Source organism: Bacillus sp. AFS012607, assembly GCF_002558005.1.
GTDB classification, from domain to species: domain Bacteria; phylum Bacillota; class Bacilli; order Bacillales; family Bacillaceae_G; genus Bacillus_A; species Bacillus_A thuringiensis_S.
The window spans coordinates 19,269-44,714 of the sequence record NZ_NTVM01000028.1; the positions used below are offsets into that span (position 1 = coordinate 19,269).

The following is a 25,446-nucleotide window of genomic DNA, read 5'->3' on the forward strand; positions in this document are numbered from 1 at the left end:
ACGTTGACAGGCCTTTCGTTTGAGGTGTATCTTAAAATCAAGCGTAATTATGACTATTTTTCGCCCATAGGGGGGAGACAATTGTGATTCAAACGAAACAAATAGGCTTGCAAGAAGCTCTTAGTGCAGCCATTAAGCGTGCAACTGATGAAAAAATATTGGTTAGCTTCGTAAAACAAATAGACTGGATGGATCCGCTTCTGTTTTATGCAGCAGGAAAAAGGATTGCATTCGAAAATAGATGTTATTTTGCAGACCCGGCTCAGCATGTAATATTTGCTGGAATTGGCTCTGTTTTCACTATAGCAACTGCTTCTCACAAACGCTTTCAAACTGCTCGTGACGAGTGGGATAAAGTAAAAGAGAAAGCATTTGTACAAAGAGAAAAATACGAATTTGGAACAGGTCCTCTTTTATTTGGTGGATTTTCATTTGACCAAGAAAAAGAGAAAACGGACTTATGGAAAGAATTTGATGATACGACATTTTCACTACCAGCATTTTTATTAACTGTAAAAAATGAAAAAGCATGGTTAACGATGAATACATTTGTCTCAGCAACAGATTGTGCAGAGACTCTTTCTAACGAAATGATTTCTTTAGAAGAGAAAATTTTTTGGGAGAGTAAATGTGCATTAGAAGGATCGAAATTAACAGTTACTTCTAAAGTAGAAGTGGATCCGAAAGGCTGGATGGAGGCCATTGAGAAAGTACAAGATGAAATGAAGCTGGGGAACGTGCAGAAGGTTGTATTAGCGAGGGAGTTAAAAGTAGAGATGGATCATCATATTGATTCTGCTCTTGTCTTAGAAGCACTTCGCATTGGGCAACCGGATTGTTACGTATTTTCTTTTGATTATAAAGGAGCATGCTTCTTAGGAGCGACGCCAGAGAGGTTAATTCGCAAAGAAGATGAGAAGTTTACTTCGATGTGTCTTGCTGGTTCAACTGGTCATGGTCAATCTATAGAAGAAAGTAAGCGAAATAGTAATGCGCTTCTTCATGATGAAAAGAATTTAGCTGAACACGGTTATGTTGTGAATATGATTAGGTCGGTATTAAATGAGCACTGCGAATCCGTTAATATTCCGGAAAGTCCGGGCTTATTAACAACGAAAAACTTAATTCATTTATATACGCCTGTAGAGGCAAAAGGCGATGCGAGTCTTTTAACAATGGTAGAAGAATTACATCCAACACCAGCTCTTGGCGGGACACCTCGTTTGGAAGCGATGAAACTGATTCGTGATGTTGAATTGTTAGACAGAGGATTATATGGCGCACCGATTGGCTGGATAGATGATGAAGGAAATGGTGAGTTTGCGGTTGCACTCCGCTGCGGGTTATTAAATGGCGAGAAAGCATCCTTATTTGCCGGTTGCGGGATTGTAATTGATTCTGTACCGCAACTTGAATATGAAGAAACAAGTTTGAAGTTTAGACCGATGCTTGGTGCTTTGGAGGAATTAATGAAATGAACAATCATATAGAAGCATTATCATATTATTTAGGCGCGTTCGTGGATGAACTGACGCGTCTAAATGTATGTGATGTTGTCATTAGTCCAGGCTCACGGTCAACGCCGATAGCTCTACTAATGGAACAACACGAAGGAATGAACACATATTTACATGTAGATGAAAGATCTGCAGGATTTTTTGCGCTCGGTATCGCAAAAGCGAAAAAACGTCCTGTTGCATTATTGTGTACATCAGGAACGGCAGCAGCTAATTACTATCCAGCTGTATGTGAAGCTTTTCATTCACGAGTGCCGCTTATCGTCTTAACGGCAGATAGACCGCATGAATTAAGAGATGTCGGTGCACCACAAGCGATGAATCAATTCAATTTATACGGTACATTTGTGAAGCAATTTACAGAGATGGCTCTTCCAGAAGCGAGTGAAGCGATGTATCATTACGCTCGCATGACAACGCAGCGTATGATAGCGAATGCTTGTTTAGCGCCGCAAGGACCTGTTCATCTTAATTTTCCAGTACGCGAACCGCTTATCCCGGATTTCTCATTAGAAGGTTTATGGGATAAAGGACGCGGGGAATATACAGGAGTAGTTCAGCAAGGGAACGTGACGATGCCGAGTGAATATGTAGATTCGCTTGTAGGGCGCCTTTCACATATGGAGAAGGGGCTTATTATTTGTGGAGACGATAGTCATTCAGAACTCGCAGCATTTGCGGCAGAATTAGCTGAAAAAACTGGATATCCAATATTGGCAGATCCGCTTTCTAATATTCGTAGCGGACATCACGATAAAACGATGGTAATCGACTGTTATGATACATTTTTACGAAATGAACTGTTAAAAGAAACGTGGAAGCCAGAAGTTATGATTCGCTTTGGTGGTATGCCTGTTTCCAAATCATTAACGCAGTTCATAAAAAAACAAACGAAAGCAGTTCATATCGTTGTTGATGAATCTGGACAATGGAGAGATCCAGCTCTCGTTGCGACAGAAGTTGTCCAAGCAAATGATATTGTATTTTGCAGTGCATTAATAGAAAAAATGCCAGTTATGAAAAAGAATGATTGGTTCGGAATGTGGCAACATATAAACGAAAAAACGAAGGAAACGCTTCGTGAAATGGAAACATATGATACTGCATTTGAAGGGAAAGTTATTACGGATATTGTCCGCGTACTACCAGACGGGGCAACATTCTTTGCGAGTAATAGTATGCCAATTCGTGATACGGATTCATTCTTCTTCACATTGGATAAAAATATTCAAGTTATGGCAAACCGCGGTGTGAATGGGATTGATGGCATCATTTCGACAGCTTTAGGAGCGAGCATTATTTGCGATCCGCTCGTATTAGTGATCGGTGATTTATCCTTTTATCACGACTTAAATGGACTGTTAGCCGCGAAATTACATGAATTAAATATAACAATTGTCGTTGTAAATAATGACGGTGGCGGTATTTTCTCATTCTTACCACAGTATGAGAAAAAGGAACATTTCGAATCATTATTTGGAACACCAATTGGTCTTGATTATGAACACGTTGTTAAAATGTACGGTGGTTCATTTAGCCGTGTAAATGGTTGGGAAAGCTTCCGAGAAGAGGTACAAAAAGGAACGACTACAGAAGGTTTACACGTTGTGGAAATTTGTACGAACCGTGATGAAAACTTAATACTGCACCGGACATTATGGGCAAAAACGATGGACGTGATTACTACATCTTTACAAGGTGAATCGAAATGAACGTAACGCTGCAAGGTGTATCGTATGAATATGAAGTAGTCGGAAGCGGGGAACCACTTCTACTTCTTCATGGTTTTACGGGAAGCATGGAAACGTGGCGTTCTTTTATCCCTTCATGGAGTGAGCAGTTTCAAGTTATTGTAGTAGATCTTGTTGGGCATGGAAAAACAGAAAGTCCCGAAGATGTGAATCATTATGATATTCGAAATGCGGCATTGCAAATGAAAGAACTACTAGATTACCTTCATATTGAAAAAGCGCACGTACTTGGCTATTCAATGGGCGGTAGACTGGCGATTACTCTGGCATGTCTATATCCAGAGTATGTACATTCTCTTTTATTAGAAAATTGTACAGCTGGGCTTGAAAGTGAAGAGGACCAAAAAGAACGTTGTGAAAAGGATGAGCGACTTGCTGATAAAATTGAGCGAGAAGGCATCCGAAGTTTTGTATTAATGTGGGAAAATATTCCGCTATTTGAAACGCAAAAAAGTTTAGCAAAAAACGTACAAGAAGCAGTGCGAAAAGAACGACTTGCTAACAATCCAAAAGGACTTGCCAATAGCTTACGCGGCATGGGAACAGGGGCTCAGCCTTCATGGTGGGATGAGCTACACAACTTGAAAATGCCTGTTCTTTTAATGAACGGGGAGCATGATGAAAAGTTCTTTCGCATATTAAAAAATATCGAAAAATGCGTCTCTGACGCGAAATTTGTCAAAATTGATGGTGCTGGCCATGCAATTCATGTGGAACAACCGGAAAAGTTTGATACAATAGTAAAGGGATTTCTAAAAACTATGCAGTGATACTTTTTTCAGCAAGAAGGAAGCCACGCTTATAGATGAAATCAGAAATATACAAGGAGGTAGTTGTAATGGCTATTGAATGGGTAAAAGAAGGCAATTACGAAGATATTATTTATTCAACATACAATGGTATCGCAAAGATTTCGATTAACCGTCCTGAAGTACATAACGCATTCCGTCCAAAAACGGTAATGGAGTTAATCAACGCTTTTGCACACGCTCGTGATGATGCAAATGTTGGCGTTATCATTTTAACAGGTGAAGGTGGACGTGCATTCTGTTCTGGCGGCGACCAAAAAGTTCGCGGTCATGGTGGATATGTAGGTGACGACCAAATCCCTCGTTTAAACGTATTAGATTTACAACGTCTAATTCGTGCAATTCCTAAACCAGTTATCGCAATGGTAGCAGGTTATGCAATCGGTGGTGGACACGTACTTCATATCGTATGTGACTTAACAATCGCTGCAGACAACGCTGTATTCGGACAAACAGGTCCTAAAGTAGGAAGCTTTGACGGTGGATACGGAGCTGGTTACCTAGCTCGTATGGTAGGCCACAAGAAAGCTCGCGAAATTTGGTACCTATGCCGTCAATATAGTGCACAAGAAGCGCTTGATATGGGCTTAGTAAACACAGTAGTACCATTAGAAGAACTTGAAGCAGAAACAGTACAATGGGCACAAGAAATCTTAGCAAACAGCCCAATGGCACTTCGTTTCCTAAAAGCTGCATTCAACGCAGACACAGACGGTCTAGCTGGTATTCAACAACTAGCTGGAGATGCAACGTTATTGTACTACACAACTGACGAAGCAAAAGAAGGTCGCGACGCGTTCAAAGAAAAACGCAGTCCGGACTTCGGTCAATTCCCTCGTTTCCCGTGATCAAACCAAAAGCGGAAGCGGCTCGCATAGAACAAGAGGGCGTTGGAACTCCTGACATAGAGGCGCTTTTTGCCTCGTAGGAAGGCGTGAAACGACCGACTGTTTAGCCTCGTAGGCTAAGGTTCTTTCGCACAGAAAGTGTACTTTACTTTCTCGTGCGGAAGGTTCTTAGACGGAAGGGGCTAGGAGGCGCAGCTAGATGAGATCAAACCGGAAACAAAACAACTAAGAGACTTGATGTCATATCAAGTCTCTTTCTTTCATGAAAGGAGAATGTATGATGGAGACGATGCCAAATTGGTTAAAGCAACGTGCATTTTTAACACCAGATCGCACTGCAATTGAAATAGAGGAAGAGAAAGTTACTTTCGTGCAGCTGCATGAAAAAGTAGTATCTGTTTGTGAACACCTCACGTATGTAGGAGTGAAGCGTGGGCAAAAGGTGGCTGTTCTGATGAAAAATGGTATGGAGATGATTACAGTTATTCACGCCCTATCTTATGTAGGGGCAGTAGCTGTACTTTTAAATACGCGTCTTTCAAGAGAAGAGCTACTTTGGCAAATGGAGGATGCTGAGGTTGTATGTTTAGTAACGGATCAAGATTTTCAAGCTAAAGATGTTCCTGTATATCCATTCGCCGAAGTGATGAATGGACCGAAGGCGGAAGCCTCTATACAAGAAGAATTCACTTTAGAAGAAGCGATGACAATTATTTATACGTCTGGGACGACTGGGAAACCGAAAGGCGTTATTTTAACGTACGGTAATCACTGGGCAAGCGCGGTAGGCTCTTCGCTTAATTTAGGGCTTCGTGATGATGATTGTTGGTTAGCCTGTATGCCGATGTTCCACGTTGGCGGGTTATCTCTTTTAATGAAAAATATTATGTACGGAATGCGCATTTTACTCGTTCCGAAATATGATGCTGACTTTATTCATAAAGCACTTCAAACGAGAGGCGTAACAATTATTTCTGTCGTTTCTAAAATGTTAACTGACTTATTAGAGAGACTTGGAGAAGAGACATATCCATCTTCTTTACGATGTATGTTACTTGGCGGAGGACCAGCGCCGAAACCGTTACTCGAAACATGTGTAGATAAAGGAATTCCTGTATATCAAACGTACGGTATGACAGAAACGTCGTCGCAAATTTGTACGTTATCCGCGGATTACATGTTAACGAAAGTAGGGTCTGCCGGGAAACCACTATTTCAGTGCCAACTTCGTATTGAAAAAGATGGTGTAGTAGTGCCGCCGTTAGTGGAAGGCGAGATCGTAGTAAAAGGACCGAACGTAACAGGCGGTTATTTTAACCGTGAAGATGCGACGCGCGAAACCATTCAAAATGGATGGCTTCATACTGGTGACCTCGGTTATTTAGACGAAGAAGGATTTTTATACGTATTAGATCGACGCAGTGATTTAATCATTTCTGGCGGAGAGAATATATATCCGGCCCAAATTGAAGAAGTGTTGCTTTCTCATCCGATGGTAGCAGAAGCAGGTGTCGTCGGTATGACTGACGATAAATGGGGACAAGTACCAGCTGCTTTTGTTGTAAAAAATGGGGAGGTAACAGAAGAAGAAATTATTCATTTTTGCGAGGAGAAATTAGCGAAATATAAAGTGCCGAAAAAAGCGTGTTTCTTAGAGGAATTACCACGAAATGCTTCGAAAAAATTGTTAAGACGAGAGCTAAGACAATTAGTGGAGGAGATGTAGTGGAAATAAAAAAAGCGACACTGTATATAACGGAAATGCCACTCGTAATCCCGTTTGCTGCGAGCTACGGGACTTACGAAAAGCGTGAGAGTATTGTTATTGAATTAGAGGATACAGACGGGTACATCGGATTTGGGGAAGTCGTTGCATTTTCTGAACCGTGGTATACGGAAGAAACGGTGAAGACAGCACTACATGTACTGCAAGACTTTTTGTTACCTGATTTATTAAAGGCTGAAATTTCTCATCCGAATGAGGTACCGGGTCTATTTCAACATATAAAAAGAAACCGAATGGCAAAAGCCGGAATAGAGGGGGCTATTTGGGATTTATATGCGAAGCGTCAAAAGAAATCGCTAGCGACAGTTCTTGGAGGAGCTAGCCCTGAAATTGAAGTCGGCGTTGTAATTGGGATCAATACGATTCCGGTTATGTTAAAACAAATCGAGAAGTACGCAGAAGAAGGGTACGAGCGTTTTAAAGTGAAAATAAAGCCAGAGCATGATTACGAATTATTGAAAGAGATTCGTAAAGAGTTCCCGCACATCCCGTTAATGGCTGATGCAAATTCAGCGTATACATTAGCGGATACAGAGAAACTGAAACGACTAGATGAATTTCAATTGATGATGATTGAGCAACCGCTAGCAGATTACGATTTTCTCGATCATGCACAGCTGCAGAAGAAGATTGAAACGCCGATTTGTTTAGATGAAAGTATCCATAGTTTAGAAGACGCACGCGTTGCGATTACACTTGGTAGTTGCCGCATCGTTAACATTAAACCAGGGCGAGTGGGCGGATTAACAGAATCGGTTCAAATTCATAATTATTGCATGGAGCATAACATACCAGTTTGGTGCGGTGGTATGGTGGAGATGGGGATTTCACGAGCGCAAAATGTTGCTCTTGCTTCATTACCTAACTTTACGATTCCAGGCGACATATCTGCTTCTAGTAGACATTGGCAGAGGGATATTATTTCACCGGAAGTGACGCTTGAGGGCGGGAAAGTGATGGTGCCGCAAAGCGTTGATGCTGAGTATGAAGTAGATCGCGGAAGGCTGGCGGAAATCACGAAGCAGCGGATTGTGTTTGAACGGTAAATGGAAGTTTCATTAGGATGCCCGCAAGTAGCGAGAGGATTTTGTCGTTCATTGTCGGTAAGTCGATATATTTCAATAATCGCTGATATAATTTTATTTACCAAGGTTACTGTAACGAGTAGCCTTTTCGTATTGTACAAATTGGATAGACTAGTTTACAATCGAGCGTATAAAAATGGAATGAAAAAGGGGGAGTAAAATGAAGCGCATTTCAATTTTAATAGCTGATGATGAGGCGGAAATTGCTGACTTAATTGAGATACATTTAGAAAAAGAAGGGTACCATGTTGTGAAAGCAGCGGATGGGGAAGAGGCGGTTCATATTATTGAAGCGCAGCCAATCGACTTGGTAGTTTTAGATATTATGATGCCGAAAATGGATGGTTATGAGGTGACGCGTCAAATTCGCGCGAAACATCATATGCCAATTATTTTTTTAAGCGCGAAAACTTCGGACTTTGATAAGGTGACAGGTCTTGTACTAGGTGCGGATGATTATATGACGAAGCCTTTCACACCGATAGAATTAGTTGCACGTGTAAATGCACAACTGCGTAGGTTTTTTACGTTAAATCAACCGAAAGTAGCGGAGAGTAAATCTGCTTTAGAAATAGGCGGAGTCGTAATTAATCCTGAGCGCAGGACGGTTGATGTGTATGGTGAGCAAATTGAATTAACGCCGAAAGAGTTCGATATTTTATATTTATTAGCGAGTCATCCGAAGAAAGTATACAATGTGGAAAATATTTTTCAGCACGTATGGGCGGATGATTATTATGAAGGTGGAAATACAGTAATGGTACATATTCGTACTTTGCGGAAGAAACTTGGAGAAGATAAAAGAAAGGATAAATTAATAAAAACAGTGTGGGGAGTAGGTTATACTTTCAATGGCTAATATGATGAAAAGTTTTCGATTTAAAATGATTGCCTTATTTGCGTTAAGTATGGTGCTTGCAGCAACTGTAACTTATATAATTTATAAAGGATTGCAGCTGTATTATAAAACAATGGTTCGCTACGAAGAGCCTTTAGCACAATTTAGGTCAATGGTAAGGGAATTTGGAGACATTAACTTCTTTTTAATTTTCTTTATTCCGTTGTCTATTATCTTTTTCTTCTTTTTGACAAAACCGTATTTAAAATACTTTGATGAAATTTCTAATGGGATTCATCATCTTGCGAACGGTAACTTTACGAATAAAGTTCAAGTTTCATCAAATGATGAGTTTGGAAATATCGCGCGTGAAATAAATGTTGCAAGTGAAAAGTTAAAAGAAGCTGTTGAAAGAGGAGATTTTGCTGAAAGTAGTAAAGATCAGCTTGTTGTAAATTTAGCTCATGATTTAAGAACGCCATTAACATCCGTGTTAGGATATTTAGATTTAATTCTTAAAGATGAAAATTTAACAAAAGAACAAATTAAACATTTCTCCACAATTGCATATACAAAATCGCAAAGACTGGAAAGTTTAATTGATGAGCTATTTGAAATTACACGTATGAATTATGGCATGCTAAAGCTGGATAAAAAGCCGATTGATATAAGTGAGTTACTTATACAGTTAGAGGAGGAATTGTATCCGTTATTAGAAAAACATCATTTAGAAGCTAGATTGAATGTGGACCCTCATTTACCGATGCACGGTGATGGAAAATTGTTAGCTAGAGTATTTGAAAACTTGTTAACAAATGCCGTTCGTTACGGATATGATGGGCAATTTGTTGATATGAATGGGTATGTTGATAATAGAGAAGTTGTCGTACAAATTATGAATTATGGAGATAGCATTCCAGAAGAAGATTTACCGTATCTTTTTGATATGTTTTACACAGGTGATAAAGCGAGAACTGAGAACCGTGGCGGGACAGGCCTTGGACTATTCATTGCGAAAAATATTGTCGAGCAGCATAATGGTACGATTTCTGCTGAAAGCAATGTAGTTAGAACGATATTTGAAGTACGATTGCCAAAAGACGAGAATGTAACAATTTAATAAAAATTTAAACTTTACCCCACTTTTTATTTTAATAGTTTTTTCTATTCTATACGTAAGTTACGTTAAGGAGGAACTAGAAATGAAAAAGTGGGTATTTATTTCTTTTTTTATAGCATGCACAGTATGTGTAGGCGTTTATATATCACCTTTATTTCAAAAGGAAATCGATGTTAAAATTGTCGGGAAAGATGAGCTAGTAAAGGCGGCAAACACTGAGAGGAAAGAGATTACGAAGGAACAAATTTATAAGGGTGATTTATTATTAGTTAACAGGGATTATCCAGTAAAAAAAGATAGTATTAGGTCTGATATTATAAATATAAATCATAATAGTGAATTAGTAAGAGGCTATGTAATATTTGATAGAAATCTTCGTTTATCAAAGGATGTTGTGAAAAAGTTTTTGAACGTTGTCGATGCGGCTGGAAAAGAAAGTGTTAACCATTTTTTGATTAGTAGTGGTTATAGAGATTTCCAAGAGCAAAAACAGCTATATGAAAAAATGGGATCTGATTATGCACTTCCAGCAGGATACAGTGAACATAATTTAGGATTATCACTGGACATTGGGTCTACTCAAAAAAAAATGGAGAAAGCGCCTGAAGGAAAATGGATTGAAGAGAACGTATGGAAGCATGGCTTTGTATTACGTTATCCGAAAAATAAAAGTAACATTACTGGAATTCAATATGAGCCATGGCATATCCGTTATGTCGGCCTACCTCATAGCGCAATTATGCAAAAAAAGAATTTTACACTAGAGGAATATTTAGAGTTTTTAAAAGAGGAAAAAGAGGTTTCAACTGAAGTAGAAGGTAAGAAATATACTGTTTCTTATTATAAAGTTTCTGAGAATACGAAAGTGAACGTTCCAGCAAACAAGCAGTATGAAATTTCCGGTAACAATATGGATGGGGTTATTGTGACGGTTCAGGAATAGAGAAAAAGGCTGTGCCATTTGGGACAGCCTTTTCTTATATAAGAAAGGAATTGACGTTTTTTGTCGGTAAATCGATATTCCTTGTCGAATCGTTGATATATTTTGAGTTACGATAGATATAATTAAAAAATCGTTGATATATTGTAAGTTATGATAGATATATTCGAAAAATCGTTGATATAATTTCCTGTACTATCAACATTTTGGAGGAGCATCTTTTTATTTACTTTTAAACATTATAACGTTATATTTACTTCTCCCTTTTTTTGTGCTACGCTAAGCGTGTGAAAGAGATATAAAAAATGAAACTTAAATGTAAGCGTATTCTTATGGCTTCTTATAGAAAAGGGTGGAAATACAATGACAGAACGATTCGTACTACGTAATGTGAAACGTGTGAACGGGGAAGAGATTGACATTGTAATTGAAAATAACAAAATCGCACAGGTGACGAAAGCTGGTGCTGGCGAGGGTGGAAAGGTTCTTGATTACTCTGGTACTTACGTATCGAGTGGTTGGATTGATTTGCACGTTCATGCTTTTCCAGAGTTTGATCCGTATGGCGATGAGGTGGATGAAATTGGCGTTAAGCAAGGGGTAACGACAATTGTTGATGCGGGTAGTTGCGGTGCTGATCGCATTGCAGATTTAGTAAAAAGTAGAGAGCAGGCAAAGACAAATTTATTTGCCTTTTTAAATATTTCTCGCATCGGTTTGAAACGAATTGATGAATTATCCAATATGGAATGGATAGATAAAGAGAAAGCGATAGAAGCAGTAGAAAAGTATAAAGATGTAATCGTTGGGTTAAAGGCGAGAATGAGTAAAAGTGTCGTTTGTGATAGTGGAATTGAACCGCTGCATGTAGCGCGCGCTTTATCTCGAGAAACATCATTACCGATTATGGTACATATCGGTTCAGCGCCTCCTCGCATTGAGGAAGTTGTACCTCTTTTAGAAAAAGATGATGTCATTACACATTATTTAAACGGGAAAGAAAATAATTTATTTGATGAAGAAGGTAAACCACTACCTGTGTTACTAGATGCAGTGAATCGCGGTGTGCATTTAGATGTTGGTCACGGTAACGCTAGTTTTTCTTTTAAAGTAGCAGAAGCAGCGAAGCGTTACGGTATTGCCTTTCGTACAATTAGTACAGATATTTACCGGAAGAACCGTATACACGGTCCAGTTTACAGTATGGCTCACGTTCTTTCGAAATTCCTTTACTTAGGTTATCCGCTAGAAGAAGTGATTGATGCGGTTACGAAAAATGCAGCAGAATGGCTTAAGAAACCAGAGCTTGGCCGCATTCAAGAAGGAGATATTGCAAACTTAACTTTATTTACGGTGAAAGATGAGAAGGTTACGTTAATTGATTCAGAAGGGGATCAGCGCATTGCTGAAAGAAGAATTGATACAAAAGGGGTTGTAATTAATGGGTCATTCATTGAATGCTAAGTACGGATTAAAAAGAGTGATTAATGCGAGCGGTAGAATGAGTATTTTAGGTGTATCCGCTCCGGCAAATACAGTGATGGATGCGATGAAACATGGTGGACAAAATTATGTAGAAATTGCTGATTTAGTAGATAAAGCAGGAGACCATATTGCGAGAATTCTAGATTCAGAGGCAGCAGTTGTTGTAAATTCAGCATCAAGCGGAATTGCGCTTTCTATCGCTGGTATCGTTACGGAAGGAAATCGCCGTAAAAGTGAAAGACTTCATCAGGAAGTAATCGCGAAAAACGAAGTGATTATGTTAAAAGGTCATAACGTTCAATACGGTGCACCTGTTGAAACGATGATTTACTTAGGCGGCGGTAAACTCGTTGAAGTTGGCTATGCAAATGAAGGGAAAGCAGAGCATATTGAAGATGCAATTGGTGAAAATACAGCAGCGATTCTGTATGTGAAATCACATCATGCAGTGCAAAAAAATATGATTTCTGTTGAAGAAGCATGGGAAGTTGCGCAGCGAAATAACGTACCGCTTATCGTGGATGCAGCAGCTGAAGGAGATATTCAAAAATATGTGAAGTATTCAGATCTTGCCATTTATAGCGGTTCAAAGGCGATTGAAGGGCCTACTTCTGGTATTGTTGGCGGGAAACGAAAATACATCGAGTGGCTGAAAGTACAATTACATTGCATCGGAAGAAGTATGAAAGTTGGGAAAGAGACGACTTTCGGTTTACTTCAAGCGCTTGATGAGTACGGAGTAAAAGAAGATAAGAGCGAGCAAGAAAAAGAGCTATTACAAGTACTTATGCCGCTAAAAGAATTAAATGGTGTAAATGTAACGATCGTTCAAGATGAAGCAGGAAGAGCAATCTTTAGAGCTCGTATTCATATTAACGAGAAAGAGTTAAACAAATCAGCAAAAGAAGTTGTGACTGCATTACGCGAAGGGGAAATCGCCATTTATACACGTGATTACGGAGTAAGACAAGGATTCTTTGATATTGATCCACGTCCACTTCAAGGTGATGACATACATGTGATTGAAGAAAAATTGAGAGAAATCGTAGGGGGAAACTAAAATGACAAACATTCAAAAACGTTTTTATAAAGGCCACGTAGCATTAAATGTATTAGCAAACAATATAGAAAATGCAAAAGATATTTTTGAAGCAGCAGAAGGTTATGTAGTAGTGGGAGTGTTATCAAAAGACTACCCAACAGTAGAAGAAGCTGTTACAGCTATGAAAGCATACGGAAAAGAAATTGATGACGCTGTATCAATCGGACTAGGCGCAGGAGATAATCGCCAAGCAGCAGTTGTAGCTGAAATTGCGAAGCATTATCCTGGTAGCCATATTAACCAAGTGTTCCCTTCAGTTGGAGCAACGCGAGCAAATCTCGGCGAAAAGGATAGCTGGATTAATAGTTTAGTATCACCAACAGGAAAAGTAGGTTACGTAAATATTTCTACTGGCCCAATTAGTGCGGCTGGAGAAGAAAAAGCAATCGTTCCAATTAAAACAGCGATCGCACTTGTACGTGATATGGGCGGAAATTCATTGAAATACTTCCCGATGAAAGGGCTAGCTCACGAAGAAGAATATCGCGCAGTTGCGAAAGCTTGTGCAGAAGAAGGATTCGCATTAGAGCCAACAGGTGGAATTGATAAAGAAAACTTTGAAACAATTGTACGTATTGCGCTTGAGGCAAATGTAGAGCAAGTTATCCCGCACGTATACTCTTCTATTATTGATAAAGAAACTGGTAATACGAAAGTAGAAGATGTTCGTGAATTATTAGCAGTCGTGAAAAAGCTAGTTGATCAATATGCGTAAGAAAATTGCAGCGTTCGGTGAAGTAATGATGCGCCTGCAAGTACCTGGATATGAATTGTTGTCGCAAGCTAACACGTTAAATTACTCATTTTCAGGTACAGGTGTGAACGTTGTAGCGGCACTTTCTCACTTAGGGCATGAAGGGCTTCTTATTTCAACTTTACCGGAAAATTCGGTTGGAGATGCAGCTGTATCTTACATTCAAAAGTTAGGGATTCAAACTTCTCTTGTTTCAAGAGGTGGTAAATATGTAGGTATGTATTTTTTAGAAAATGGATTCGGTGCACGTGCAAGCCGCGTTACATATTCGAATCGATTAGAAAGTAGCTTCAATACGGCATGTGAAGAAATGTATCAATTTGAAGAAATCGCAAAGGAAATTGATATCGTTCATTTTTGCGGTATTACACTTGCAATGAATGATACTGTGCGTCATCATATGAAATCTTTAGCGAGAGCAGTTAAAGAAAACGGAGGAACCGTCGTTTTTGATTGTAATTATCGTCCCTCACTTTGGGGAGAAGACGGATATGAACAGGCAAAACCGCATTATGAAGAAATGCTAGGGCTTGCTAATATCGTTATGATGAATGAAAAAGATGCGATGTTCGTTCTTGGGATGAAAACAGAAGAGATGGAGCGTGAGGCGCAGCTGCTGGATCTCATTCCAAAGGTAGCTGAAACGTATCATATTGCTACAATCGCTGGTACTCATCGCTCTATTAACAGTGATAATACACATTCGCTTCGCGGGTTTATATGTAAAGATGGATCGTTCACTTTTGCAAAAACACTTACGTTTTCTGTATATGATAGAATAGGTGCTGGAGATGCTTATACGAGCGGAATTATTCATGGCGAGATAAAAGAGTTCGCACCAGAGAAAGCTGTTTCATTTGCGTCAGCAGCTGGAATGCTAGTACATACAATCGTCGGTGATACGCCAATGTCATCAGAGAAAGATATACTTCGGGCAATGACGGCATCAGTAGGTGATGTAGAAAGGTAGTGGGTGTAACAGTGAACGTAACGAGGAAAAAAGGACCATTATATTTACAAATAAAAAATATTATTCGTGATCGCATATTACATGGTGTATATGCGATTCATACGAATATTCCTTCAGAACCGCAATTAGAGGAAGAGTTCAAAGTTAGCAAGATTACAGTACGAAATGCCATTAAAGAACTCGCTCAAGAAGGATACTTGGAAAAAAAAAGCGGTAAAGGAACGAAAGTAATTCGTAATACTTCGGCGACAAAGTTGTCAAAGGGTAAGAAATTTACAGAAGTGTTAGTGGAAGAAGGATATAAAGTACAGAAGAAATTGCTAAAAGCAGAAGTCGTACATAATGAGGAAGGAACAGTGCCATTTCGATTATTCGGGAAAGAGAGTTTCCGTATCGAACGTTTATATACGTTAAATGATACACCGTACATTCATTATACGCACTATTTCTCAGCACACATGGCAAGTACAGATTTATCGGACTTTGATTTACAATCGCTTTATGATTTAGTTGAAGACCGAGGTATACATTTAGAAAACTTCAGAGATGAATTCGCTGTTGGGCTTGCGCCTAGCTTCGTTGCAGAAGCGCTAGGTGAAAAAGAGGGGACAGCGTTATTAAAACGTATGCGCTATTCTTATGATGAAGTTGGCGAAGTAATTGAATATAGCGAAGGCTACTACAATACAGAAATGCAGCATTATGTAGTGAATTATGACGTATAAAAAGAGGGGATGTTCCCTCTTTTTTTATAAAGTAAAACTTTAATTAGTGGAGGAGGGCATCACCCACTAATTATTAGCCCACACCAATCGGGATAAAAGTAAGGAGAATGAGAGATGGATATATACTTATTAATCGTCACGTTACTTGCGATCACAATTGTTATTTTAGGGGTATCATGGTGGAAATGGCATGCATTTATTAGTTTAACAGTTGCGAGTTTGTTTTTAGCTATTATGTCTGGACTGAACTTAACGAAAATAGTGGCTGCCTATGAAACTGGTGTTGGTAGTGTACTAGGACATTTAGTTGGTATTTTGGCACTTGGAACTATATTAGGGAAAATGATGTCTGATTCAGGGGCAGGCATGCAAGTTGCAGATTTCTTTATTCGATTTTTCGGCGTAAAAAAATTACCTTGGGCTATGTTATTTGCAGGGTTTGTTATAGGGATTCCTGTCTTTTTTGAAGTAGGGATCGTCATTTTATTACCACTTGTTATTTCCATTCGAAAAACGACGAAGCAAAATATATTATTAATTGCGTTACCTGTTATTGCGGGATTATCTATCGTACATGGGCTAGTACCACCACATCCAGGTGCCATGACAGCAATCGGTATTTATAACGCGAACTTAGGAAAGGTACTTTTATATTCATTACTTATCGCGTTACCAACGGCTATTATAGCAGGGCCAATATTTGCAAAGTGGGTACATAAGAGGGTTATACCGGAAAATGAACCGGAGCTTGTTCGAGTTACGACAGTATCAACTGATTTGCCAAGTCGTAAAGTATCATTCTTTATTATTTTATTACCAGTTGTATTGATGATTTTATCAGTAGTTGCACCATATATTTCATTACCGGAAAAGTTAACTGAATTTTTTGTTTTTATAGGGAGTCCAGTAATCGCTTTACTTATTTCATGTTTCGCAGCATTTTATTTACTTGGAATAAGACAAGGAATTAATAAAAAGATAATTAAAAAATTAACGGATGAAAGTTTATTACCGGTCGGCTCCATTATCTTAATTATTGGTGCAGGCGGTGGATTTAAACAAATATTAATTGAAAGCGGCGTTGGAACGGCTATTGCACAAATGGCAGAACATATTTCGTTATCACCAATTGTATTAGCTTTCATGGTAGCTGGATTAATTCGAATTGCAACAGGTTCAGCGACAGTCGCACTAACGACAGCAGCAGGAATTGTTTCACCGGTTATTCAGCACATGTCTGGTGTGAATTTAGAGCTTCTCGTTATTGCAACCGGTGCAGGTTCATTAATGTTTTCTCACGTAAATGATGCAGGCTTCTGGCTTGTAAAAGAGTATTTAGGATTAACGGTGAAGGAAACATTTAAAACGTGGACGGTGCTGGAAACATTGTTGTCATTTATTGCATTCGGTTTTGCCCTTTTGTTGAATATGTTTCTTTAAAAGATACCTGAATAGGTATCTTTTTTTTGATTAAGCCCAATTGCTAAAACAAGCCCGTTTTTAGGTAAGCCAAGCTTCCTATTCGCCCTGAAAACATAATATAAATGGAATCCCCTCATTTAGAACAAGAGGAACTTGTTATGAATGATACTAAAGGAGGAATAGGGTAATGAGCGAAAAGTGTGAACACAGACATGATGATTGTAACCGCAGAAATGGTTGCGGAGGCGGTTTTGCGCTTCTAATCGTATTGTTTATTTTATTAATTATCATCGGTGCTAGCTGCTTCGGCGGAGGCGGCTCTTGTGGATACGGTGGTTACGGCGGTTATGCTGGCGGCTATGGTGGATATTGCTGCTAATTAAAAACTATTGAAAATGGCCTTGTGCAATACGCACAAGGCCATTTTATTCATATTTTTATATGCTGTGATAATTTATTAATGTACAGAGAACGGATTAAGAAGAAGAAAATGATCTCGATAATCCCGAAAAAGGTGAGTACGATACATGTCTCTTTTAGTAAGGAGAAAGAAAACATGCTTTGTAAAAACTTAACCGCAAATAACGTGTGAACACCAGCAACGATGTAAGGAACAAAAAATAAAATTCCTAATTGAATGGTTGCAGAGCGAAACATTTCTAATTCAGTTAAGCCAAGTTTTGTAATCGTAATATACTTTTGTCTTTCAGTTGTTAAGTCATTATACATACGGAAATATAAGACACTAGCCGCACCGATAAAGAAGATAAAACCAAGAAATGCCCAAATAAAGAATTGAGCAACTGCATTTCCTTTACCGTAAATGAGTTCATCCGTAGCCGTATGTATGAAGAAAGGAACTTGAGCGTTCTCTTCTGTATGCTTTTTGTAGAACTCACGTGCATCACCACTAATAACACGTAACATATTTTTGGTTGGAACTATTGCATTTTCCCAGTTTTCTACGAAGTAGTTATAGATTACGGTTGTCTCAATATGAGGAATCATATTATCAAATACATAATCTTGTACGACAGCTAAATGTGGGAATGCAAAGGATGGTTCGATTCCCTTATTAATAAACCCTTTAATATGAAATTCTTTTTTATTAGACCCGAGTGTAATCGTATTTTGCTTTGCAAATGGATTAGATACGAGATCGAGAAGTTCTGGTGAGTGCCGAGAAATAATATAAACTTCTGTAGAATCGATTGTTATTTCCGGTCTTTTCAATTGTTTAGTAATTGCGTTATAATCACTCATCTTCATAAGCATAATATCTTCTTTGGAAGCTGTATCTTTTAATACTGTAAACTTATATTTTTTGTACTGAAAATTACTAGTTGTAAGCTCCGTTTCAATTGTAGAAATATGCTTTTGTTCAAGGGAATTGTCACCTTCTGATGTATAAGTGAAGGGGACGGGATATCGCTCTAGTACTGATGCCTTCGTATTGTTATTAGCGGCGAATAACCCAATAATAATTGTAAATGCAAGTGCAGATAGCATAGAAACGATAAAGAGTACGTTAATATTACTACGGGTACGAGCAACTAAGTCCGAAATCCATAACATATTTATTTGTTTCAAATAAAACTTTCTACGCTTCTTTAAAATATAGATAAAAAGAAGAAATGTTTGTGAAAAGAATAAATATGTCCCGACTACTACGAGCGGTAAAATAGATAACATAATAAAAAAGACAGATCCATTTTGCACATTTTTTTCCGTTACGTAGCCTCGCGGATAACCAGCGATATAATAGCATAGCCCTAAACAAATTAAAGCAAATAAAGAGATGAGTATAGATGGTCTTTTTTCAGCTGGTATTTTCTTGTTCCCTTTAATAAGGTGGGCTGTTTTTCGAGTACGAATAAACATTGGTGTAAACGTAGAAACGATTAAAAATAAAATGATAAACGTTACGGTTGTCACGATAATCGCTTCTGTTGGCCAATATAAATAGAGACCTTTAGCACTTGTTAATTTCGAAGTGACTAATAAGAAAAAGTTAGAAAATACAAGGCCACCTTGAATGCCGATAAAGATAGACAATATCCCGATTATCATATTTTCAGTAAATAACAGTCTTTTTAATTGTCGCTGTGAGATACCGAGAATTGTGAGTATCCCGAATTGCTGCTTCCGTACATTTAAAAATGTTCCAATTGAATATAAGAGAAAGAAGAACGAGAACATAACAATCACAAGCTGTGCTGTACTAGCTAAGTTCATTAGAGGATCACGTTCTTGAAAGTTTTGTACACTCTGTAACCGCGGGTGATACGCGTATACAGTAAATGAAAAGAAAACCATGATAGAAAAGGCACTACTGACAAAGTAGGCGAAATATGCTTTCGAATTACGCGAGACATTTTTAAATGCGAATTGCCAAAATGTCATCCACGTCTTCCTCCTAATAACGCTAGAACATCTAATATTTCTTGATAAAATTTCTCGCGATATAATCCGCGGTGTAGTTCGTTGTAAAGCTCGCCATCTTTAATGAAAATGACGCGGTTACAATAACTTGCTGCAAACGGATCGTGCGTAACCATTAAAATCGTTGCATCTTCCTCTTTATTTAATTTCGTAAATAGCTCCATTACGTCAATTGCTGCTTTTGAATCTAAGTTCCCTGTTGGTTCATCAGCAAGTAGAAGTGAGGGATGATGGATAACAGCACGTGCTACTGCGGTACGCTGTGCTTGTCCTCCAGAAACTTCAAAAATACGTTTGTCCAAAATATGATCAATTCCAAGCTTTTTTGAAATGTTATCAAGCTTTTCATCCATTTCTTTTAACGGAACATTATCTAATGTTAAAGGTAGTACGATATTTTCACCGATTGTTAGTGTATCTAGTAGATTAAAATTTTGGAAAACAAATCCTAACTCTTGGCGGCGGAAAATGGCTAACTTCTCTCTACGAAATGTGTGCGGTTTTTTTCCATTAATAACGACATCACCAGAAGTAGGGGAATCAATTGTAGAAATAACGTTTAAAAACGTAGATTTACCGCTACCAGATGGCCCCATGATAGCAACAAATTCACCTTTATCTACGTGTAAATTTATATTTTTTAAAGCGGTATGAGGTACTTTTCCCTCATACACTTTTGAGACGTTTTTTATGTGTAATACTTCTTCCATAATAATCACCTTTCTATTCTCTAAAACTTAATGTGTTGTGATAATTTTTGCATATAGAAGGAACGAATTAAAAGGAAAAATAGAATTTCAACCGTTCCAAAAATCATAAGTACGACTGTAATCTCAGCGAAAAACGAGAGATGTAATATTTCTTGTAGCATCTTTGTCGCAAACATCGTATGGATCGATGACATAATGTAAGGCACGAAGAAAAGAATCGCAAGCTGAATTGTCGCTGAACGTTTCATTTCAGTCTCAGTTAAGCCAATTTTCGTAATCGTTATATATTTTTCTTGCTCATTTGTTAAATCTGTATACATTCGGAAGTAAAGAACACTGCCAGCACCGATAAAGAAAATAACCCCTAGGAAAGTACCAATTAAGAAGAACGAAGCGACATTTAGTTTTGTTTTATATAGAGAATCGCTCGCTTCACTTGCATGGAACGGTGGATGCTCTGCTTGAATCGCTGCATTGTCGTTATCGATTTTTGTTATAAACGCTGAACCGATATTATGTGCTTTCTCCCAATCTGTAACCTTGAAGTTATATACACTCATTTGTTTGGAAACGGTGGATAAGGCTTCTACATTTTCATCAGATAGTATGAGTACTTGGTATATTAAGCTGTTTGGGAATGGGTTATAACTTTTATATTCTTTCACTTGTAGTTGTAAATTGTTTTGAGTAAGTGTAAGAGTATTTTTCTTGTCTTTATTGTGAAGTGTTCCAATAACTTGATCATCTAAGTCTTTCATAAGGATATAAGATTCATTCTTATTCACCGTGAGTTTTTCCCAATTTAACGCCTTAGCAAGTACATTATAGTCACTTTGTTTAATTGCGTAATAGAGCTGTGTGTTATCTTCAGCTGAAGATACTTCATATATATCTGTTTTAAATTTTGTATAAGTAAAGTGCTCTTCATTAAATTTCTGCTCTAACCAGTTTAAATGTTCATCAGCTAATGTATTTTCAGTATGTGATAAATAAGTAAACGGGAAAGGGTTTTGTCTAATCGCATCAAACTTTGTAAATTTCCCGAATCCATATAAGAATGTAATCATTGTAAAAGCGAGCGTCGATAGCATCGCCACAATAAAGAGCATATTAATATTCGTACGAATGCGTGATGCTAAATCAGAAATCCAAAGCATATTAATTCGTTTCATATAAAACGTTCTTCGCATTTTTAAAATACGAATAAGTAAAAAACTAATTTGTGAAAAGAAAAAGTATGTTCCAGCTGCAATAAGCGATGGGATGACAAATATACTAGAGATGGCATATAAAAGCCCAATGATGTCACCTAGCGACATAAAATACAGCGGATTTGCGGCTAACGCATATCCACATATTAAACACATCGCACCAAATAGAGAGATGAGAACGGATGCTTTTCTTTCTTTTTGTTTTGTTCCTTCTTTTAAAAGACGTACGGCTTTTCTCGTACGAATGAGCATGGGTGTAAAAGATGATACGAGAATGAAGAGCCCAAGAAAGATGATGATAGTTAAAACGATAGCACTTGTAGGCGGATATAAATATAAACCAGGTACGTGTGTAATTTTGGCGGTAACTAATAAAAAGAACTGTGAAAAGACGACTCCAAGTTGAATGCCAAAAAATATAGAAAGAGCACCAATTAACATATTTTCTATAAATATGAGTCGTTTTAATTGTTTTTGAGATATGCCAAGTACTGTTAAAATCCCGAACTGTTTTTTTCGTACTTTTAAAAACGTACCGATTGAATACAGTAAAAAGAAAAATGAAAAGAACACAATGACAACTTCTGAAATTGTCATTAATATGTTCAGAGAATAATTCACGTCTGTCATATGCAATTTAGGATGAAATAAATAAACTGCAAATGAGAAAAAGATTGCGATGGAGAACGCACTGCTTACAAAATAGGCGAAATAAGCTCTGGCGTTCCGCGTCACGTTTTTAAATGCAAACTGCCAAAATGTCATTCACCTAGCCTCCTAATGGGGTGAAGATGAGAAGAGCATAAGAAATACTCTTTTCATCAAGTTTGTTTTAAATATTTTGTCCACTCGTGTACTGTGATAATTTTTGCATATAAAGTGAACGAATAAATAAGAAAAATACGATTTCAACGAATCCAAAAATAATAAGAACGGCTGAAACTTCTTTGAACAGAGATAAACCAATTACATCTTGTAGCATTTTTGTTGCGAACATTGTATGAATGGATGCCATAATGTACGGAATGAAAAATAAAATACTAAGTTGAATGGTTGCAGATCGTTTCATCTCTGTATCTGTTACACCGATTTTAGAAATCGTTATATATTTCTCTTGTTCGTTCGTCAAATCCGTATACATTCTAAAGTAAAGAACGCTACCAGCTCCAATGAAGAAGATAACTCCTAAAAATGTCCCGATTAAGAAGAATGCGGCACTACCAGATGTTATTTTGTATAACGATCCTGCTGATTCAAAGGATCGAATAAGAGGTCCTTCATACTGGGATTTATTTCGATCTTTTTGCACCTTTTCTATAAAATTATCAGCAATTTCATATGTCTGTTCCCAGTTTTGAATTTTGTAATTGTATGCTGATATATGTTTTACGGTGTTAGGTAAGTTATTTACGATAATATCAGGCAACACTATCGTTTGATATGAAAAGTCAGATGGGATTGCGTTTACATGCTCATAGCCTTTCACTCGTAATTTCGTATTTGTACTAGAGAGTGTAATGTAATCTCTTTTGTAGCTTTGCTCAAATTCGTTGAATATGGTGATATAAGATGTCCCTGTTAGCACATATGCTTCGTTATCATCCATAAATAGTTGTTTCATTCGTAAAGAATCTGCAAGTTTGTTATAGTCACTTTGCTTAATTGCGTATACGTCATTATAAATGGCTATATCTTTATCTTCTTTTAGTGGTGTTTCATATATATCAGCTTCTATTTTTTGATAAGGGAAATGCTCTTTTTGTAATTGTTGCTCAAGCCAATTTAAATGCTCTGTAACAAAAGGGTTCGCATCATAAGAAAAATAAGAAATTGGAAAAGGAGAAGTTCTATTAACTTCTAGCTTAATAAATTTCCCGAATCCATATAGAAACGTAATCATTGTGAAAGCGATCGTAGATAGCATCGCTACAATAAAAAGCATATTAATATTCGTTCGAATACGGCTCGCTAAATCCGAAATCCAAAGCATATTAATCCGTTTCATATAAAACTTCCTTCTTTTCTTTAAAATATAAATCAGTAAGAAACTAATTTGTGAAAAGAAGAAATATGTTCCGATTGTAACAAGCATTGGGATAACGAAAATACTTGAAACCATATATATAACACCGATTTGCGGGCTTACTGATACGAAATATTTAGGATTTCCAGCTAACGCATAACCACCAAATAAACAAATCGCACCAAATAATGAAACAAGTATGGAGGGTTTTCTTTCTTTTTGTTTTCCACCATTTGTTTTTAAAAGGTGTACCGCTTTTTTTGTACGAATAAGCATTGGTGTGAATGCAGATACAATGATAAAAAGACTAAGGAAAACAATGGTTGTTAGAATAAACGCGTTAGTAGGACCGTATAAATATATTCCTGGAACATGCGTAAGTTTGGCTGTTACTAATAAAAAAAATTGAGAAAAAACAACTCCAAACTGCATGCCGAAAAAGATAGATAAAATCCCGATTAACATATTCTCCATAAAAACAAGACGATGTAATTGTTTTCTCGATATTCCTAAAATGGTCAAAATACCAAATTGTTTTTTTCTAACTTTAAAAAAAGTACCAATAGAATATAGTAAAAAGAAGAAAGAGAAAAATACAATTACTACTTCTGAAAATATCATTAATCCTGAAATTTCAGAGGTCATGCTAAAATTTTGTAATTTCGGATGAAACAAATAAACAGCAAATGAAAAGAACACAGCAATGGAAAAGGAACTACTTACAAAGTAAGCAAAATAAGCTCTTGAATTACGCGTTACATTTTTAAATGCAAATTGCCAAAATGTCATAGATTATACCTCCGGCTAGAAGATATAGAAGTAGTTGTATTGCAAAAAATGTATGAGATTGAGTTCTCATACATTTTGCTTGCATATGTTACGATCATGCTTCGGTCACCTTCTCCGTATGTTCTGCTTGATTATTTGCAGCGTTGTGGAAGATGATTTTAATCGTCGTTCCTTTACCAACTTCAGAATCTAGTTTGACAGAGTGACCTAAATAATCACAAATTTTACTTACAATATAAAGTCCCATACCAGTAGATTCTCCGAATGCGCGACCGTTTTTCCCAGTGTAAAACGGTTCAAATACTCTTCGAATATCTTCTTGCGGAATACCAACACCTTCATCACGAACTTCTAAAATAATATCTTTTCCGTTTCGATAAGCAGATAAGAAAACTTTCTTTCCGCGTTCACCAGAGTAACGAACAGCATTTGTCATTAACTGATAGATGATAAATTTTAGCCATTTCGCATCAGAAGCAACTTTTAAATCAGAATGGACTTCTAAAACAGGGAAGACACCATTACGAATGAATAGTTCTTTTAATCCGTTAATATTTTTTGTTACCGTATCTTTTAATGAAATCGTCTCGACATGGAAATCTTCATGGAAGTTATTTAACCTAGCCATGTATAAAGCCATATCAAGCCCTTGGTTTAGACGCTCTAATTCTTTTTTAAACTTTGGAATTAAATGCTCGTCTTCCATTTCTAGCACCATAAGCTGCATAACAGAAACAGGTGTCTTCATTTGATGTACCCAATGGTTAATAAATAATTGATGTTCTTGTTGTTTTACTTCATACGATTGTAGTTCTTTTTGGAAGAGGCGGTACTGCGTACGCACGAGTTCATTGACACCGTGAGGCATCGGAGCAGTCGCTCTTTCAATAAACGCATCTTCCATTTTTTCTGGTTGCTCACTTAATCTATGGTACATTCTACGATTGCGAACGTAACGATAAGCGAGGAAACAAATAAATAAGTATAAACTTAAAACAACGAAGTAAAATTTATTGTTTTGAAATCCATCTACTGCATCATAAAGAACGAAGATGATACCGAAGTTTAATACGTACAGTAGGAAAAATGCAAAATGATCACGTAAAAATAGCTTCATGC

At 37.4% G+C, this 25,446-nt stretch carries 21 protein-coding genes; 16 read left to right on the forward strand and 5 right to left on the reverse strand.

Annotated features, from left to right (window positions below; genetic code table 11):
• Window positions 1-83: 83 nt before the first annotated feature.
• The 16 genes from CN409_RS25980 (at window position 84) to CN409_RS26065 (ending at window position 17,531) form a co-directional block, all read left to right on the forward strand.
• The gene (locus tag CN409_RS25980) at window positions 84-1,478 is read left to right on the forward strand and encodes an isochorismate synthase (RefSeq protein WP_000616702.1); all 1,395 of its coding nucleotides are present in this window, start codon (window positions 84-86) and stop codon (window positions 1,476-1,478) included.
• Entirely contained in the window at window positions 1,475-3,229 is a 1,755-nt protein-coding gene (menD, locus tag CN409_RS25985) for a 2-succinyl-5-enolpyruvyl-6-hydroxy-3-cyclohexene-1-carboxylic-acid synthase (RefSeq protein WP_001059211.1), read from the forward strand. Before CN409_RS25980 ends, menD begins: the two co-directional genes overlap by 4 nt.
• Window positions 3,226-4,038 carry a 2-succinyl-6-hydroxy-2,4-cyclohexadiene-1-carboxylate synthase gene (menH, locus tag CN409_RS25990; protein ID WP_001103351.1) on the forward strand — a complete coding sequence of 271 codons (813 nt, stop codon included), beginning with the start codon at window positions 3,226-3,228 and terminating at the stop codon, window positions 4,036-4,038. The genes menD and menH overlap by 4 nt, the downstream gene beginning before the upstream one ends.
• A 68-nt stretch (window positions 4,039-4,106) precedes the next feature.
• The gene (gene menB / locus CN409_RS25995; protein WP_000963888.1) at window positions 4,107-4,925 is read left to right on the forward strand and encodes a 1,4-dihydroxy-2-naphthoyl-CoA synthase; all 819 of its coding nucleotides are present in this window, start codon (window positions 4,107-4,109) and stop codon (window positions 4,923-4,925) included.
• Window positions 4,926-5,205: 280 nt separating this feature from the next.
• On the forward strand, window positions 5,206-6,651 hold the full coding sequence (locus CN409_RS26005) for an o-succinylbenzoate--CoA ligase (RefSeq protein ID WP_170955810.1): 1,446 nt from the start codon (window positions 5,206-5,208) through the stop codon (window positions 6,649-6,651).
• On the forward strand, window positions 6,651-7,757 hold the full coding sequence (gene menC / locus CN409_RS26010) for an o-succinylbenzoate synthase (protein ID WP_000403313.1): 1,107 nt from the start codon (window positions 6,651-6,653) through the stop codon (window positions 7,755-7,757). Before CN409_RS26005 ends, menC begins: the two co-directional genes overlap by 1 nt.
• A gap of 199 nt (window positions 7,758-7,956) precedes the next feature.
• On the forward strand, window positions 7,957-8,655 hold the full coding sequence (locus tag CN409_RS26020; protein WP_000822507.1) for a response regulator transcription factor: 699 nt from the start codon (window positions 7,957-7,959) through the stop codon (window positions 8,653-8,655).
• Complete coding sequence (locus CN409_RS26025) at window positions 8,648-9,754, forward strand: sensor histidine kinase (RefSeq protein WP_000002603.1); 1,107 nt, start codon at window positions 8,648-8,650, stop codon at window positions 9,752-9,754. The genes CN409_RS26020 and CN409_RS26025 overlap by 8 nt, the downstream gene beginning before the upstream one ends.
• An 82-nt stretch (window positions 9,755-9,836) precedes the next feature.
• Window positions 9,837-10,697, forward strand: a complete 861-nt coding sequence (locus CN409_RS26030; RefSeq protein WP_000759400.1) for a D-Ala-D-Ala carboxypeptidase VanY — start codon at window positions 9,837-9,839, stop codon at window positions 10,695-10,697.
• Window positions 10,698-11,057: 360 nt separating this feature from the next.
• Window positions 11,058-12,158, forward strand: coding sequence for an amidohydrolase/deacetylase family metallohydrolase (locus CN409_RS26035; RefSeq protein ID WP_000139936.1), 1,101 nt, complete (start codon window positions 11,058-11,060; stop codon window positions 12,156-12,158).
• Complete coding sequence (locus CN409_RS26040; protein WP_000510079.1) at window positions 12,136-13,239, forward strand: DgaE family pyridoxal phosphate-dependent ammonia lyase; 1,104 nt, start codon at window positions 12,136-12,138, stop codon at window positions 13,237-13,239. The genes CN409_RS26035 and CN409_RS26040 overlap by 23 nt, the downstream gene beginning before the upstream one ends.
• A 1-nt stretch (window position 13,240) precedes the next feature.
• On the forward strand, window positions 13,241-13,996 hold the full coding sequence (dagF, locus tag CN409_RS26045) for a 2-dehydro-3-deoxy-phosphogluconate aldolase (protein ID WP_000181897.1): 756 nt from the start codon (window positions 13,241-13,243) through the stop codon (window positions 13,994-13,996).
• The gene (locus tag CN409_RS26050) at window positions 13,989-15,005 is read left to right on the forward strand and encodes a sugar kinase (protein ID WP_097981102.1); all 1,017 of its coding nucleotides are present in this window, start codon (window positions 13,989-13,991) and stop codon (window positions 15,003-15,005) included. Before dagF ends, CN409_RS26050 begins: the two co-directional genes overlap by 8 nt.
• Window positions 15,005-15,730, forward strand: coding sequence for a GntR family transcriptional regulator (locus CN409_RS26055; RefSeq protein ID WP_000539293.1), 726 nt, complete (start codon window positions 15,005-15,007; stop codon window positions 15,728-15,730). The genes CN409_RS26050 and CN409_RS26055 overlap by 1 nt, the downstream gene beginning before the upstream one ends.
• Window positions 15,731-15,844: 114 nt before the next feature.
• Complete coding sequence (gene gntP / locus CN409_RS26060) at window positions 15,845-17,170, forward strand: gluconate permease GntP (protein WP_000356190.1); 1,326 nt, start codon at window positions 15,845-15,847, stop codon at window positions 17,168-17,170.
• Window positions 17,171-17,339: 169 nt separating this feature from the next.
• Window positions 17,340-17,531, forward strand: coding sequence for a YjcZ family sporulation protein (locus CN409_RS26065; protein ID WP_001290406.1), 192 nt, complete (start codon window positions 17,340-17,342; stop codon window positions 17,529-17,531).
• Window positions 17,532-17,581: 50 nt separating this feature from the next.
• Here CN409_RS26065 and CN409_RS26070 read toward each other — a convergent pair whose 3' ends face one another.
• The 5 genes from CN409_RS26070 to CN409_RS26090 form a co-directional block, all read right to left on the reverse strand.
• Complete coding sequence (locus tag CN409_RS26070) at window positions 17,582-19,555, reverse strand: FtsX-like permease family protein (RefSeq protein ID WP_097981105.1); 1,974 nt, start codon at window positions 19,553-19,555, stop codon at window positions 17,582-17,584.
• Window positions 19,552-20,304 carry an ABC transporter ATP-binding protein gene (locus tag CN409_RS26075; RefSeq protein WP_000393250.1) on the reverse strand — a complete coding sequence of 251 codons (753 nt, stop codon included), beginning with the start codon at window positions 20,302-20,304 and terminating at the stop codon, window positions 19,552-19,554. Before CN409_RS26075 ends, CN409_RS26070 begins: the two co-directional genes overlap by 4 nt.
• Window positions 20,305-20,324: 20 nt before the next feature.
• The gene (locus CN409_RS26080) at window positions 20,325-22,280 is read right to left on the reverse strand and encodes an FtsX-like permease family protein (protein ID WP_000145001.1); all 1,956 of its coding nucleotides are present in this window, start codon (window positions 22,278-22,280) and stop codon (window positions 20,325-20,327) included.
• A 67-nt stretch (window positions 22,281-22,347) separates the two neighbouring features.
• Window positions 22,348-24,327 (reverse strand): ABC transporter permease, encoded by a 1,980-nt coding sequence (locus tag CN409_RS26085; RefSeq protein WP_000145076.1) that lies wholly within the window; start codon window positions 24,325-24,327, stop codon window positions 22,348-22,350.
• Window positions 24,328-24,421: 94 nt separating this feature from the next.
• Window positions 24,422-25,444, reverse strand: a complete 1,023-nt coding sequence (locus CN409_RS26090; RefSeq protein WP_000765341.1) for a sensor histidine kinase — start codon at window positions 25,442-25,444, stop codon at window positions 24,422-24,424.
• Window positions 25,445-25,446: the final 2 nt, after the last annotated feature.